The organism is Nocardioides pakistanensis (assembly GCF_054781215.1).
In genome coordinates, this window is sequence record NZ_BAAGUV010000073.1 from 31,731 (window position 1) to 46,564 (window position 14,834).

Annotated in this window: 12 protein-coding genes, 1 tRNA gene and 1 other RNA gene; 5 read left to right on the top strand and 9 right to left on the bottom strand. The window is 71.1% G+C overall.

The genetic code is table 11. The features are described from left to right. Nucleotides 1-82: 82 nt before the first annotated feature. The 5 genes from ACYVIH_RS21015 to ffs all read right to left on the bottom strand — a co-directional run bounded on the left by ACYVIH_RS21015 (nucleotide 83) and on the right by ffs (nucleotide 4,132). On the bottom strand, nucleotides 83-697 hold the full coding sequence (locus tag ACYVIH_RS21015) for a DUF5063 domain-containing protein (protein WP_460871499.1): 615 nt from the start codon (nucleotides 695-697) through the stop codon (nucleotides 83-85). Beyond that, nucleotides 690-1,289, bottom strand: a complete 600-nt coding sequence (recR, locus tag ACYVIH_RS21020; RefSeq protein WP_460871500.1) for a recombination mediator RecR — start codon at nucleotides 1,287-1,289, stop codon at nucleotides 690-692. Before recR ends, ACYVIH_RS21015 begins: the two co-directional genes overlap by 8 nt. Next, nucleotides 1,289-1,645 carry a YbaB/EbfC family nucleoid-associated protein gene (locus ACYVIH_RS21025; protein WP_460871501.1) on the bottom strand — a complete coding sequence of 119 codons (357 nt, stop codon included), beginning with the start codon at nucleotides 1,643-1,645 and terminating at the stop codon, nucleotides 1,289-1,291. Before ACYVIH_RS21025 ends, recR begins: the two co-directional genes overlap by 1 nt. Nucleotides 1,646-1,691: 46 nt before the next feature. Next, nucleotides 1,692-3,971: a DNA polymerase III subunit gamma and tau gene (locus tag ACYVIH_RS21030; RefSeq protein ID WP_460871502.1), complete on the bottom strand. Its 2,280-nt coding sequence runs from the start codon at nucleotides 3,969-3,971 to the stop codon at nucleotides 1,692-1,694. 70 nt (nucleotides 3,972-4,041) lie between these two features. Then, nucleotides 4,042-4,132: signal recognition particle sRNA small type (ffs, locus tag ACYVIH_RS21035), an RNA gene on the bottom strand. Nucleotides 4,133-4,217: 85 nt separating this feature from the next. Between ffs and ACYVIH_RS21040 the strand changes: the two genes are divergently transcribed. Further along, nucleotides 4,218-4,305: transfer RNA gene (locus ACYVIH_RS21040), tRNA-Ser, on the top strand. 52 nt (nucleotides 4,306-4,357) lie between these two features. Here the strand turns inward: ACYVIH_RS21040 and ACYVIH_RS21045 are convergent. From ACYVIH_RS21045 to ACYVIH_RS21055, 3 genes are all read right to left on the bottom strand, one after another. Further along, nucleotides 4,358-6,793, bottom strand: a complete 2,436-nt coding sequence (locus ACYVIH_RS21045; protein ID WP_460871503.1) for a TolB-like translocation protein — start codon at nucleotides 6,791-6,793, stop codon at nucleotides 4,358-4,360. Between the two features lie 360 nt (nucleotides 6,794-7,153). Continuing rightward, on the bottom strand, nucleotides 7,154-7,615 hold the full coding sequence (locus ACYVIH_RS21050) for a nuclear transport factor 2 family protein (protein ID WP_460871504.1): 462 nt from the start codon (nucleotides 7,613-7,615) through the stop codon (nucleotides 7,154-7,156). Nucleotides 7,616-7,680: 65 nt separating this feature from the next. Next, nucleotides 7,681-9,252 carry a helicase HerA-like domain-containing protein gene (locus ACYVIH_RS21055; protein ID WP_460871505.1) on the bottom strand — a complete coding sequence of 524 codons (1,572 nt, stop codon included), beginning with the start codon at nucleotides 9,250-9,252 and terminating at the stop codon, nucleotides 7,681-7,683. A gap of 23 nt (nucleotides 9,253-9,275) precedes the next feature. On the opposite strand from ACYVIH_RS21055, the gene ACYVIH_RS21060 reads away from it, so the two are divergent. Then, nucleotides 9,276-9,572 carry a type II toxin-antitoxin system VapB family antitoxin gene (locus ACYVIH_RS21060; RefSeq protein ID WP_460871506.1) on the top strand — a complete coding sequence of 99 codons (297 nt, stop codon included), beginning with the start codon at nucleotides 9,276-9,278 and terminating at the stop codon, nucleotides 9,570-9,572. Between the two features lie 4 nt (nucleotides 9,573-9,576). After that, a complete protein-coding gene (locus ACYVIH_RS21065) occupies nucleotides 9,577-10,119 on the top strand; it encodes a LytR C-terminal domain-containing protein (protein WP_460871507.1) in 543 nt (180 codons plus the stop codon). A 2-nt stretch (nucleotides 10,120-10,121) separates the two neighbouring features. On the opposite strand, the gene ACYVIH_RS21070 is transcribed toward ACYVIH_RS21065, so the two are convergent. Then, entirely contained in the window at nucleotides 10,122-11,654 is a 1,533-nt protein-coding gene (locus ACYVIH_RS21070; RefSeq protein WP_460871508.1) for a potassium/proton antiporter, read from the bottom strand. A gap of 28 nt (nucleotides 11,655-11,682) precedes the next feature. Here ACYVIH_RS21070 and ACYVIH_RS21075 point away from each other — a divergent pair, with 28 nt between their 5' ends. Together ACYVIH_RS21075 and ACYVIH_RS21080 are read left to right on the top strand one after the other, a co-directional pair. After that, nucleotides 11,683-12,873: a pyridoxal phosphate-dependent aminotransferase gene (locus ACYVIH_RS21075; protein WP_460871509.1), complete on the top strand. Its 1,191-nt coding sequence runs from the start codon at nucleotides 11,683-11,685 to the stop codon at nucleotides 12,871-12,873. A 739-nt stretch (nucleotides 12,874-13,612) separates the two neighbouring features. Continuing rightward, a complete protein-coding gene (locus tag ACYVIH_RS21080) occupies nucleotides 13,613-14,833 on the top strand; it encodes a cytochrome P450 (RefSeq protein ID WP_460871510.1) in 1,221 nt (406 codons plus the stop codon). Nucleotide 14,834: the final 1 nt, after the last annotated feature.

Consider the following 14,834-nt stretch of genomic DNA (forward strand, 5'->3'; position numbering starts at 1 on the left):
CGCGACGGATCACAAGACAGGGCGATCACCCGGACTCCGCAGGAAGATTTCCTGTCAGTGCGGCCGCACCGGCCGCTGTAGATTAAGGATTTGCGGTCTCCAGCAGCTCGTCGGCGGCAGCCACCTGGTCCTGCTCGCTCTCGAACTCAGCGTCGAGGCGGTCATGGGAGACCACCGACTGCAGCGCCCGCAGCGCCCCGCTGGCCTCGTGCCCCCACGAGGAGACGTACGAGAACTGCCACCACCACAGCGCCTCGTCGACGCGGCCGGCCTTGTAGTGGCGCAGGCCGTGGGCGAGCGCCGTGGCGATGCTGGTGAGGTCGTCCGACAGCAACGAGGGCGCGAGCTCCGGCGGATCGACGTACGGGTCGAAGACCTCGGTGTAGGCGTCCACCCCCTCGAGCAGCACCGCCAGGCGCAGCCGCATCTCGTCGAGGTCGGGGTCGGGCCCGGCGTCGGGCTCGTAGGTCTCCGCGGTCTCGAAGTCGGTCTGCACCCCGAGGCGAGCACCGGCGAGGAGCACCTGGCTGACCTCGAGCAGGAGCAGCGAGACGGCGTGGCCGCCGGTCGCCTCGCCCCGGGCGATCGCCTGCAGGGCGAGCAGGAAGCTCTCCACCTGGTCGGCGATCTGCTGCGCGAAGTCCTCGAGCTCGCTGTGCAGCCCTGTCTCCGCGGTCCGCGCGGTCTGTTCAGTCATCGACGGCTCGCCTCCCTTCGAACGCCCTGCCCAAGGTGACCTCGTCGGCGTACTCGAGGTCACCGCCTACGGGCAGTCCACTAGCAAGTCGCGTCACGCGCAAGCCCATGGGCCGCAGCAGCCGCGTGAGGTACGTCGCGGTCGCCTCTCCCTCGAGGTTCGGGTCGGTCGCCAGGATCACCTCGGTCACCACCCCGTCGGCGAGCCGGCTCATCAGCTCACGGATCCGCAGGTCGTCCGGACCGACGCCCTCGATCGGCGAGATCGCTCCGCCGAGCACGTGGTACCTCCCCCGGAACTCCCGGGTCCGCTCGATCGCGACCACGTCCTTGGACTCCTCGACCACGCAGATCACCGACGAGTCGCGGCGCTGGTCGCGGCAGATCCGGCACAGCTCGTCCTCGGCGACGTTCCCGCACACCGAGCAGAAGGTGACCTTGTCCTTGACCTCGAGCAGCACCTCGGCGAGGCGGCGCACGTCGACGGGGTCGGCCTGCAGGATGTGGAAGGCGATCCGCTGGGCACTCTTGGGACCCACCCCGGGGAGCCGACCGAGCTCGTCGATGAGGTCCTGGACGACACCTTCGTACATCAGAAGCCGAGCTGTCCGCCCGGCGTCTCCTCACCGAACCCGCCCGCGAGCGGGCCGAGCTTCTGGGAGGCCAGCGCGTCGGCCTGTGCCTTGGCGTCGCGGTACGCCGCGACGATCAGGTCCTCGAGGTCCTCGGTCTCCTCAGGGTCGAAGGAGCCCTTCTTGATCGAGACACCGACCAGCTCGCCGGTGCCGTTCAGGGTCACCGACACGAGGCCGTCGCCGACGGTGCCGGTAACGGTCGCGTCGGCCAGCTCGGCCTGGGCGTCCATCATCTGCTGCTGCATCTGCTGGGCCTGCTGCAGCAGCGCGTTGACGTCGAATCCGCCCTCGCCGAACGGGTTTGCCTCGGTCATGTGTTCGTCCTCTTGCTCGTCGTGGTCGAGTGCTCGCCGGGTGCGCTCACTCGTGCTTGATCTCCTCGATGATGCGCGCCCCGAGCTCACGCTCGAGCAGCTCGGCACCGGCGAGGTTGCCGTCGTCGGCGTCCGGGTCGTCGCGGTCGACGTCGTCGTCGGAGACGGTCGGACCGCCGTGCTGCACACTGCCGGGCGCGCGGGTGCTCTGGATCGCCGAGCGGGCCGAGGCGATCGCGCCGGGGTCGACCGGCATCCGGGGCGGCGGGGGCTGGTCCGCGCCCGGCGCGGGCGCCTGCGGCGCCTCGGGCTGCTGCGGCGCAGCAGGCGGCCCGGGGACGCCGGGGTCGACCGCCGGCCGGACCACCCGCGGCTCGTTGTCGGGGTCGGCCCCGGGCTGAGCCGACGGGTCGACGATCGCCTCGATCCGCCAGTCGCGACCGATCACGTCGATCGCGGCCTGGCGCAGGATCTCCTCGCTGCCGCCGCTGACGAACGAGTTGCGGGCGCCGGCGTTGACCAGTGCGATCGTCAGCGTCTTGTCGTCGACCGCGGCGACCTGGGCGTTCTGGCTGAGCAGGATCCAGGTGTAGCGACGTTTGGTCTTCACCGCCTCGAGCAGGTCCGGCCACAGGCGGCGCACCTCCACCAGGCCCAGTCCACCGGACTGCGGCGCGGCCGGCTCCGTCGGCTGCGCGGCAGGTTGTCCCGGGGACTGGTCGACGGGCGGCTGGGCGGGCGCGGAGGTCTCGGCGCGCTGGGGCTCGGGCCGAGTCGGCGCCGGGGCATCGGACGCCGGGGTCGGTTCGACCTGGGCCGCTGCGGCCGGGGCGCCGGAGCCGCGGACCTGCTCGGCGGGCGCCGGCCCGGACGCGGTCTCCCCGCGACCTGGCTGACCGGTGGGCTCGGCCCGGACCGGCTCGGCGTCTCGAGGCTCGGCCGCGGGGGAAGGGCCGGGCCCCTGGGGCGCCGGCTGCGCTGGGGCCGGCTGGCCGGCCGACGCAGGGGTCGGCCAGTCCGGAGCCTGGGCCGGCTGGCGCGGCGGCGCGGCCGGTGCGGCGGGCCGGGGCTCGTGCGTGGTCGCAGGCGGGACCTGGCGCGCCGCCGGCGCGTTCGGAGCCGGCGCATGCTGGGGAGACGTCGAGGGCGGGCCGCCCTCGATCGCGACCCGGCGCTCGAGACGGTCCAGGCGAGCCAGCACGCCGGAGGTGGAGTCGTCGGAGGCCGGAAGCAGCACCCGGGCGCAGATCAGCTCGAGCAGGAGCCGCGGAGCGGTCGCGCCGCGCATCTCGGTGAGTCCCGCGGCGACCAGGTCGGCCGAGCGCGTCAGCTCCGACCGGCCGAACCGGGCCGCCTGGGCCACGAGTCGCTCGCCCTGGTCCTCGGGTACGTCGATCAGGCCCGACGCCGGAGCATCGGGGACAGCGGAGATGATCACCAGGTCACGCAGCCGCCGCAGCAGGTCCTCGGTGAAGCGGCGCGGGTCCTGGCCGGTCTCGATGACCTTGTCGACCACGCCGAAGACGGTGGCGCCGTCGTGGGCGGCGAAGGCGTCGACGACCTCGTCGAGCAGAGCGTCCGGGGTGTAGCCCAGCAGCCCGGTGGCGAGCTCGTAGGTCACCCCGTCTGCGCCGGCACCGCCGAGCAGCTGGTCGAGCACGGAGAGCGTGTCACGGGCCGAACCACCACCGGCTCGCACCACGAGCGGCAGCGCCGCAGGCTCGATCCGGACCCCTTCCTTCTCGCAGATCTCGGAGAGGTAGGACGAGAGCAGCCGCGGCGGGATCAGCCGGAACGGGTAGTGGTGCGTGCGGGACCGGATCGTCCCGATCACCTTGTCCGGCTCGGTGGTGGCGAAGATGAACTTCAGGTGCGGTGGCGGCTCCTCGACGAGCTTCAGCAGCGCGTTGAACCCCTGCGTCGAGACCATGTGGGCCTCGTCGATGATGTAGACCTTGTAGCGGCTGGCGACCGGGGCGAAGAACGCCCGCTCCCGCAGGTCTCGGGCGTCGTCGACACCGCCGTGGCTGGCGGCGTCGATCTCGATCACGTCGACCGAGCCGGGGCCGCCTCGGGCCAGGTCGCGACAGGACCGGCACTCCCCGCAGGGGTCGGCGACCGGCCCCTGCTCGCAGTTCAGCGCCCGGGCGAGGATCCGGGCGCTGGTGGTCTTGCCGCAGCCACGGGGCCCGGAGAACAGGTAGGCGTGGTTCACCCGGTTGTTGGCCAGCGCCGTGCGCAGCGGCGTCGTGACGTGGTCCTGGCCGATGACCTCGGCGAACGTCTCGGGCCGGTAGCGGCGGTAAAGGGCGAGGGGGGCTTCCACGTCCTGCACCCTAACTACCCCCACCTACAGCCGGTAGCCGGATCGGCGTACCGACCGCCTCTGGAGACGAAAAGGCCCCCCGCGCACCCGACAGAGCTCACTGACCCTTGCTGCCTTCCGGCCCTGGGGGAGTTGGGCGAGATGCCGCCGCACGGGGGGTTGCCGCAGAGTCTAGGCCAGTGCCCCCGAGCGTCCCAAGCCGGGCGGATTTCTCCCAGCCCGGGCGGGACCGGTAACCTCTCCCGCGGAGGATTCGCCTAGTGGCCTATGGCGCTCGCTTGGAAAGCGGGTTGGGTTAACGCCCTCAGGGGTTCGAATCCCCTATCCTCCGCCACGCGCCGAATGCCGGGCCTCCCCCGAGGGGCGGCCCGGCATCGGTTGGGGGATCAGCCGACCACGTGGATCCTGGTGCGCAGCAGCGTGGTGTTGCCGGCCCTGTCCTGGACCTTCATCACCAGCACGTACCCACCGGGCTCGCAGAGCTTCTTGTCGAGGTCGCGGCCGTTCCAGTGCCTGGTCACCAGGCCCTTGCCGGACCACTTCGGACCGAACTGCTTGACCAGCTTGCCCTCGTGCCGGATGAAGAAGGTCACCCTCGACCGCTCGTTGATCCGCAGCCGCAGCATCAACCGGTCCCGGTCCCCGAGGTCGAGCACGAACGGGCCCTTGCCCATCCGCCGCTTGGCCACCGCCGGGGTCTCGTCCACGATCGTCACCGTGTCGGCCTTGGCCGGCGCCTTCTCGACGTTGCCCGCGACATCGGTGGCCACCGTGTAGAACCGGTAGGCCCCTTCACCCGCGGACGCGGTGTAGCCGAACACCTTGTCGATCGCAGGCCCGGCGTCGGTCGCGACCTTCGTGTACGACGCCGCACCCGGCGTCTTCACGAACAGCTCGACCTTGGCCAGACCCGAACCGGCCTTCTCGTCGCGGGCGGTGTACCGCACCTTGAACGAGTCGTGCCGGGCGAACCGCGGCGACATCGCCTTCGACACCGGAGCGGCCACGTCGGTGACGACCGGACCCGGCTTGGCATACTCGGTCACCGCATCCGGCGTCGCCGGAACGGCCTCGATGTTCCCGGACTTGTCGGTCGCCACCGTGTAGAAGGCGTAGTCACCCTCCACGCCACCGGAGGCGAACGCGAACTTCCCGTCCAGGCTCGTGGTGTCCACCCCCGCCGAGACGAACGTCGCCGCACCCGGCAACTTCACGAACAGCTCCACCTTGGCCACACCCGAGGAGTCGTCGGTCGCGGTGTAGGTGACCTCCCAGGCCGCTGCCGTCGACACTGCCGGAGCGGACGCCTTCGACACAGGAGCCGTCGTGTCCGACCCGGAGATCGGGCCCGGAGGAGGCGGAGGCGGCGCAGGCGGAGTGATCACCTCGCCCGTGGTGTTGCGCACGTAGACGCTCGGCTCGATCGAGGTGGGCGCCTCGGGTTCGGGCTCCTCGGTCGCCGCGACGGTCGGGACGCTGGACTCGTGGCCACCACCACCACCGCCCTCGTCCTCACCCTCCTCGGCGACCTCGTGGCCGTCGAGGTTGCCGTTCGACACGAAGGCGACCGAGTTGCCGTCCAGGTCGATGGCGGGGTCCGCTCCGTTGGTGGGGACGATGGTCGCCCCCTCCTCACCGTGGCTGTCGGCGCGGTAGCCGGTCGCCTCGAACGCGTCCGGGTCGTCGTTGGCGACGCTCATCCGCTCGATCGAGAACGCGATGGCAGCCAGGCCGACCCGGTAGATGTCGACCGGCTCCTGCCACTCGTCGTCCTCCTCCGTGGCGGGGTCTCCCTCGTCCAGCCAGCCGTTCTCGTCATCTGCGGTCAGAGCAGCCTTGGACTCGAAGACGACGAACCTGCCGTTGCCGCTGAGCACCGGCCCGAGGCCGACGTTCGGCGTGATGTCGCCGGCTTCACCTTCGCCACCGCCCCCGGCCTCAGGCGGCTTCCCGCCACCCTCCTCGGCCTGGGCGGCCACCTCGGGCTCCACGATCGGCTCGGGGTTCTCGAGGTCGACCTGCTCGCCGTCCTCGTCGAGGCTGACCCGCACCGTCGTACCCGCGGTGAGGTCGCGGACGAACGCGTCGGTGTCCTCGTTGGTGTCGCCGGCCACCAGGTTGGTGGCGTCGGACTCGAAGGCGACGTACCGACCGTCATCGCTGATGCTGGGCCCGTACGCCGGCGCACTGGCGCCGTCTCCGAAGACGACGGTGTCCGCTGTGACCCCGACCTCCGGGGGCAGTCCGACGCTGACCGGCGTGGTGGTCCCGGCGGTCAGGTCGCGCACGTACACCTGCTGGAAGGTTGTGGTCTCGCCCTCCTCAGCCGCTGCCGCAAGGTCACTGTGGTCGCCCTCACCGCCCTCCTCGATGCCCTGCAGGACCGAGGCGTCAGACGCGAAGGCCACGTAGCGTCCGTCTGCGGTGATGTCGGGCTTGATGCCGGCGCCGTTGATCACCTTGTCGTCGTCGGTGACGCTCACCATGGTGGTCTCGCCGGCCACGCGGTCGCGGACGTAGACCTTGTTCGGAGCGCCGCCCTCCTTGCCCGGCACGGCGTCGTCGTCCAGCTCCTTGTCCATGGACTGGAACGCCACGTACCGCCCGTTGCCGCCGAGCGAGGCGTAGTCGTTGATCCCGGTCGCCTTCGCTCCGTCGTCGCCGACGCTGACCAACTCGGCAGCGGCGTTGGCCTTCTGCCACTCCAGGGCGTACACCGCCTGGCCGGTGCCGGTGTGGCCGCCTCCGTACTGCGTCCAGGCGATCACCTTGCCGTCCGCACTGATCGCCGGGTTGAACAACGACCCCACAGCCAGGCGCACGGCCGGCTTGGCTCACGCCCGGCCGAACCGCCGTCGTCACTGGCCCACTCCGTGACAGCGGGTGATGCGCTTGCGCTCTCGTCCACGGCCGAGGCCGGCAAGAGCACGCTGCCCGAGGCGACGAGCACCGAGGCCGTCAGGCAGACAAGGGATTTGGTGCGCTTCATCGAGAAGCCCCTCCCGTGTGTAGATAGCCCCCCACACACCCGAGAACAGGCTTAGCACCAGCGTGGGTGCTCACTCGGATATCGGACAGAACGGAAGGTCCTTCACATGGCGCACGCATGCGTCACCGCGCATGCACCCTTGGTCCCCATCGAGATCAACCGGCGAAACCGCCCAGGACCGGTCAAGTACGGCTCAGGCGTACGCCGTACCGATCTTGAGGTTGTACGACGGGACGTCGGCCATCGACATCGTGGCCTCGTAGGTGCGCCGGTAGCCGGTGTGCTCGATCCGCCAGCCGTCCTCGGTGCGCACGTAGCGGTCCTCGTAGATCGCCGCACCTTCCAGCACCAGCCGGTGCTCGGGCATCAGCACCTTGTCCTCGAGGTACCAGACCCCGCGCGCCCGATCGCCGTCGACGGCGATCTCCGGGTGGTGGCACTGGTGAAGCGTGATCATCTGCGGCCCGAGCGAGTCACGCATGAAACCGACGAGCGAGTCCCTGTCGGGGAAGGCCAGCCCCTCGCCGTAGTCCCCGGTCGCCTCGGGCACGAAGACCCGCTCGAACTCGTCCCACTGCTTGAGGTCCAGGGTACGCAGGTAGCGGTACTTCAGCTGCTTGATCGCCTCGACCGCGAGAAGCCCCTGGACGTCCATGCCTGCCTCCGCAAAACTGGAACGAGTTCTAGTTCGCCGAACCTAGTCCCCCTCGCGACCCGGCGTCAACGACGGCGGCGTGCCGTACCGAAGACGCCGCGCAGCACCTCGCGCACGGCGGTCCGGGCCAGGTCCTTGGCGACCGGAGAGGTGAGGATGTCGTGCACCACGCTGCCCTGCTCCTGCGGCGCCGGCGCCGACTTCTTGGGGTAGCGGATCTTGGCCTCGGCCGGGGCCTCTTCAGGCGCCTCGTCCGCAGCGGCGCCGCCGGCCTCGAGCTTGCGCGCCAGCATCTCGTGGGCCGAGTCCCGGTCGAGCGCCTCGGCGTACCTCGCCTGCAGCGGCGAGGCGGCGACGATGCCGTCCAGCACCTCCTGGTCGGCCGGACTCATCCGCGACTCGGGTGCGCGCACCAGGGTCCAGGCCACCGGCGTGGGCGCGCCGCGCTCGCTCATCACGGTCACCACCGCCTCACCGATGCCGAGCGAGGTGATCACCTCGCCGAGGTCGGCGTAGCCGGAGGTCGGGTAGGTGTTCACCGTCGCCTTCAGCGCCTTGGCGTCGTTGGGCGTGTGGGCGCGCAGCTGGTGCTGCACCCGGGATCCGAGCTGGGCCAGGACGTCGTCGGGTACGTCGGTCGGGCTCTGGGTCACGAAGAAGACCCCGACGCCCTTGGAGCGGATCAGCCGCACGGTCTGCGCGATCGCCTCGAGGAACGCCTTGGAGGCGTCCTTGAACAGCAGGTGCGCCTCGTCGAAGAAGAACACCAGCTTGGGCTTGTCGATGTCGCCGACCTCGGGCAGGTCGTTGAAGAGGTCGGCGAGCAGCCACATCAGGAACGTGGAGAACACCGCCGGCCGGTCCTGGAGCCGGGGCAGCTCGACGAGGGAGATCACCCCGCGGCCGTCGGGGGCGACCCGGATCAGGTCGGCGGTGTCGAGCTCCGGCTCGCCGAAGAAGGCGTCGGCGCCCTGGTCGGAGAACGCGATCAGCTCGCGCAGGATCACCCCGGCCGTCGACGTCGACAGGCCACCGAGGTTCTTCAGGTCGGCCTTGCCCTCGTCGGAGACCAGGAACTGCACCACGGCGCGGAGGTCGGCGAGGTCGAGCAGCGGCAGGCCGGCCTGGTCGGCGTAGTGGAACACCAGCCCGAGCGAGGACTCCTGCGTGTCGTTGAGGCCGAGCACCTTCGACAGCAAGGTGGGCCCGAACGACGAGATCGTCGCGCGCAGCGGCACCCCGCTGCCCTCGCCGCCGATCGCGAACAGCTCGACGGGGAACCCGGTGGCCTGCCACCCGTGGCCGACGGACTCCGAACGGGCCTGGATCTTCTCACCGGCCTCCCCGGGCACCGCGAGTCCCGACAGGTCGCCCTTGATGTCGGCGGCGAAGACCGGGACGCCGTGCGCCGACAGCTGCTCGGCGAGCAGCTGCAGGGTCTTGGTCTTGCCGGAGCCGGTGGCCCCGGCAACGAGGCCGTGCCGGTTCACCATCGCCAGCGGGATGCGCACCGGCGCAGAGCCCACGACCTGGTCCGGGCCGAGCATCAAGGCTCCGAGCTCCAGGACCGGACCGTCGAACGCGTATCCGCTGGTCACCGCGGCGGTGATCGTCGCGGTGGGCTCCTCGCTGCTCATTGCCGCAGCCTATGCTGGCCGCTGTGATCTTCAAGCGCGTGGGCGAGAGCCGCCCCTACCCGGACCACGGCCTGTCGCCGCGGGACTGGGCCGAGCTCCCACCGCGCCAGGTGCGGCTCGACGAGCTGGTCACGACCAAGGACATCCTTCACCTCGGCGCGCTGCTCGACGAGGACTCGACGTTCTTCGGCGACCTGTTCGCCCACGTCGTCGAGTGGAAGGGCGAGCTCTACCTCGAGGACGGCCTGCACCGCGCCCTTCGCGCGGCCCTCCAGCAGCGACAGGTGCTCCACGCTCGTGTGCACGTGATGGAAGGCTGACGTCATGAGCCCTCGTCACGTCACCACCGCGGTCACGATGTTCGTGCTGGTGGGGCTTCTCGTCCTGGGCGCGGTGTGGGGCTGGCGGTCGCTGTTCGCGGAGCTCCCCGAGACCGACGTCGTCGCCGAGGAGCCGACCCCGACGTGCGTGGTCAAGACGGTCGACGCCGGCGAGAAGATCCGCTCCGAGCAGATCCGGGTCAGCGTGTTCAACGCCGGTGGTCGCTCCGGGCTCGCCGGCCGGACCCTCGACGCGCTCATGGAGCGCGGCTTCCTGCCCGGTGACGTCGGCAACGCCCCCTCGGACGTCAAGGTGCGCAAGGTGGCCGTCTGGTCGACGGAGGAGAACGACGCCGAGGCCCGCCTGGTCGCTCGTCAGTTCGGGCCGAAGGTGAAGGTCCGTTTCTCCGACGAGGACCTCGGCGCCGGGGTCGACGTGATCGTCGGCAACGACTTCAACCGGCTGGCCAAGGCGCCTCGGTCCCTGACGATCAAGAACCCGGTCGAGGTCTGCGAGCCGGTCGCGCCCTCCGCACCGGCCGACTGAGCTCAGTCCTCGGCCCACCACCGCACGAGCCGACCCGCGCGGGACACCTTGCGCAGCCGCTCCTCGGTCTCCTCGCGCAGCTTGCGGGGCGCGACGACGAGCAGGTCGTCGCCGCGCCGCAGCACGGTGCGGTCGGCCGGCACCAGGGTGTTGCCGTCACGCACGATGAGGGTGACCGAGGCCCCGTGCGGCAGCCGCAGCTCGCCGACCTCGACGCCGGCCAGCCGCGACTTCCCGGAGATCGACACCACCAGCAGGTCGGCGGCGATCCGCTCCAGCGGCGCGGCCTCCACCTCGAGGTCGCGCGCCTCACCGGCGTAGGCGACGTGCAGCTTCTTGGCCACCCAGGGCAGCGTGGGCGCGGTGAGGAGCGTGAAGATCACGACCATCACGAACACGATGTCGAACAGCTCGGTGGCGTCCTCCACCTCGTTGGCCAGCGGGATGGTGGTCAGCACGATGGGTACGGCGCCACGCAGGCCGGCCCACGACAAGAACGCCTCCTCGCGCCAGTTCAGGCGACACGCCCACGAGCAGGCGACGACCGACAGCGGGCGCGCGAGCACGGTCAGGATCAGGCCGGCCGCGACGGCGTACCCGACATGGGCCAGCGAGATCCGCTCGGGCGAGGCGAGCAGGCCGAGCATGACGAACAGGCCGATCTGCGCGATCCAGGCCACACCCTCGGAGAAGGACCGGGTGGCGGCACGGTGCGGCAGCTCGGAGTTCCCGAGGACGAGCGCTGCGGTGTAGACCGCAGCGAAGCCGGACGCGTGGATCGCGGCGGCCCCCGAGTAGGCCAGGATCGCGTGGGCGAGGACCGCGATCGGGTAGAGCCCGGAGGCGGGCAGCGCGATCCGGCGCATCACCCAGGCGCCACCGAACCCGACGGCCAGGCCGGCCAGCACCCCGACCACGAGCTCGTAGACCACGATCCCGGCGAAGCCCAGGACGCCCTGGTCGAGCGCCGCGCCGGTGCTGACCAGGGTCACCAGCAGCACGGTCGGCGCGTCGTTGAGACCGGACTCGGCCTCCAGCACACCCAGCACCTGGCGCGGCAGGGGCACCCTCCTGAGCACCGAGAACACCGCGGCGGCGTCGGTGGGCGAGGTCACCGCCCCGAGCAGGACCGCGAGCTGCCAGTCGAGCCCGAGCAGGTAGTGCGCCCCGACCGCGACGACCGCGACGCTGACGCCTACGCCGAGCGTCGCCAGCGCAGCGCCCATCCGCATGGAGGGCTTGATCTCCTGCCACTGCGTGGTCAGGCCACCTTCGGCGAGGATCACGACGAGGGCGGCGAACCCGAGGGCGTGCGCGACGTTGGCGTCGGTGAGGTTGAACCCAGGGCCCATCTCCCCGAGCAGAACACCCATGAGGAGGTAGATCAGCAGGCTGGGCAGGCCCACCCGGACCGAGGCCCGGACCGCGAGGATCGCAAGGAGCATCACGACGGACGCGGCCAGGAGTACGACGTTGAGCTGGTGCACGTCGAAGCTCACGCGCACCTCCGACGTCGCTGGTCCCTGGGGCTTCATCCTATGGCGCGCGGTTACGGTGACCCTTATGCAGCACGCCGACGCACACCGCCTGAAGGTGGCCACCCGGGCAGCCGTCCCACCGTTCCACGTCATGGACCTGCTCGCCGCGGCGGCCGAGCGGCAGCGCTCGCACGGGGACCTGCTGAACCTCGTCGCCGGGCAGCCGTCGACCCCGGCACCGCGCCCGGTGAAGGAGGCGGCGAAGCGCGCACTCGAGGAGGACGTCCTCGGCTACACGGTCGCACTGGGGATCCCCGAGCTGCGGCAGGCGATCGCCGGCCACCACCGCCGCGTGCACGGGATCGACGTCGACATCGAGGACGTCGTGGTCACCACCGGCTCCTCGGGTGGCTTCCTGCTGGCGTTCCTGGCCGCGTTCGACGCCGGCGACCGGGTGGCGATCGCCCGCCCTGGCTACCCCTGCTACCGCAACGTCCTCACCTCGCTGGGCGTGGAGGTGGTCGAGCTGCCCACCGGGCCGGAGTCACGCTTCCAGCCGACGGTGGCGATGCTCGAGGCCCTGGACCGCCCGGTCGACGGGCTCGTCGTGGCCAGCCCGGCGAACCCGACCGGCACGATGCTCGCCCCCGAGGAGCTCGCCGCGCTGGCCGGATGGTGCGAGGCCAACGGTGTGCAGCTGGTGAGCGACGAGATCTACCACGGCATCGAGTACGCCCACCCCAAGCAGCACGCGTCGGCCTGGCAGACCTCGCGCGAGGCGGTGGTGTTCCACTCCTTCTCGAAGTACTTCTCGATGACCGGGTGGCGGCTGGGCTGGATGCTCGTGCCGGAACGGCTGCGCCGTGCGGTCGACGTACTCACCGGGAACTACACGATCTGCCCCCCGGTGCTGTCGCAGCACGCGGCGGTCGCGGCGTTCACGCCGGAGTCGTACGCCGAGGTGGACGCGCATGTCGCGCGCTACGCGGAGAACCGCGCGCTGCTCCTCGACGGGCTACCCCGACTGGGGATCACCCGGCTCGCCCCGGCCGACGGGGCGTTCTACGTCTATGCCGACGTGTCCCACCTGACCGCCGACTCGATGCGCCTGTGCCACCGGCTGCTGGCCGACACCGGCGTCGCCACGGCGCCGGGCATCGACTTCGACACCGTCGACGGAGGCAAGTTCCTGCGGTTCTCGTTCGCCGGGGCGCCCGCGGAGATCAGCGAGGCGCTGGAGCGCATGGACTCCTGGCTACCGACCATCGTGAGCTGACGCAGCGAGACGATCGTCCGCTCGAGCAGGCCGACCAGCTGCTCCTCCGGCTCCGGGACGCAGGCCTCGGAGAGGCCCAGCACCGCCTGGTGCACGACGGCCGGCGCGCCCCGCACCACGAACGCGTCGCGCCTGCCCATGGTCATCTGCATGAAGTCCCGGGCCCACTTCTCGGCCTCGGGCACGAGCGCCAGGGTCGCCTGCGCCCGGGGCGAGAGCCAACCGCTGGGCAGCCCGTCGTGCTCGGCGAGCGCCGCCTCGCTGCGGAGGATGCCGACGGCAGCGGCCCGCTGCCGCGACATCGACACCAGCGGCAGCGCGGTGAGCGCCGCCTCGCGCGCGATCCACACGTCCATCCGGCGGTCGTCCCCGTTGAGGTGGACCACCAGGGGGATCAACGGAACAAGCCGCTGGCGGGCGGCGTCGCCGATCCGGTCGTTGATCTCGCGGGCCATCGCGGCCAGCAACGGGTGGGTGCAGCGGGGATGGTCCGACCAGCGCTCGCCGGCCAGGTAGGAGGCCATCTCCATGAAGCACGCCCCCTTGCGGGGGTTGCGGTGCCGGCCCGGGGACAGCGTCGGCATGAAGTCGGGGACACGCGTGGAGTTCGGCATCGGACCAGCTCCCTCACCGGAGTTCGCGGACCCTTACCAGTAAACGACTGATCCTCGCCCAGGGGAAGACGCCGGAGTGAGACAGGGGCTGGCCCATGTCCGGGAGGGTGGGCCAAGGTGGCCGGATGGACGCAGCAGTGCGCAACCCGGTCCGGTACGACCCGCTGGACCCGGAGTTCCTTGCCGACCCCTACGCCACCTACCGCGAGCTGCGAGACCACGACCCGGTCCACCGACACGAGGACCCACCGTTCTTCGCGCTCTCCCGGTTCGAGGACGTGTGGGACGCCGTGCGCGACCCCGGGCTGTTCTCCTCGGCGCAGGGGCTGACCTTCTACCCCGACGAGATCGAGGCGCTCGGCCTGGCGCCCACGATCGTGATGCTCGACCCGCCCCGGCAGACCCAGCTGCGCCGGCTGGTCAGCCACGGCTTCACTCCGCGCCGGATCGCCGCGCTCGAGGAAGGTATCCGCGAGTTCGTCAACGGCCGGATCTCGCTGATGGAGGAGAAGGCCGGGACCGGTGCGCCGGTCGACCTGCACCAGGACCTCTCCGCGCCGCTGCCGACCTTCGTGCTGGCCGACCTGCTCGGCGTCCCCGCGGCGGACCGCGCCCGGTTCGGGCCGTGGGTGAAGGCGCTCACCACCCTGCAGGACAACGGCTTCGACAGCTCCTCGATCGTCGCCGCGCCCGATGCGGTCGCGGAGATGTTCGAGTACTTCACGCACGTGATCGCTGCCCGCCGCGCCGAACCTCGTAACGACCTGATCAGTGCGCTGGTGACCGCCGAGGTCGACGGCGAGCGGCTCGGTGACTGGGACATCCTCGGCTTCTGCTTCGTGATGGTTGCCGGCGGCAACGACACGACGGCCAACCTGATCTCCCACGGCGTGATGCTGCTCGACTCCGACCACGCGCAGCGCGAGCGGCTGGTCGCCGACATGTCGCTGGTTCCGAACGCGGTGATGGAGTTCTTGCGGCTCGAGGGTTCGGTGCAGGGCCTGGCGCGTACGACGACCGCCCCGACCGTCGTACGCGGGGTGGAGATCCCCGAGGGCGCCAAGGTGCTGCTGATGTACGCCTCGGCCAACCGGGACGAACGGGAGTTCGGGCCGACCGCCGACCGGCTCGACATCACCCGCGACATGCCGCGGCACCTCGGCTTCGGCAGCGGGCCGCACTTCTGCATCGGCAACCACCTGGCGAAGCTGCAGGCCCGGGTGGCGTTCGAGGAGCTCCTGCGACGCCAGCCGGGCATCGGCGTGGACGTCACGGCCGGCGAGCGGGTGCGCGCACCGTTCACGCGCGGCTGGGTGAGCCTGCCCGCCACAGGCGTGAGCTGCTAGG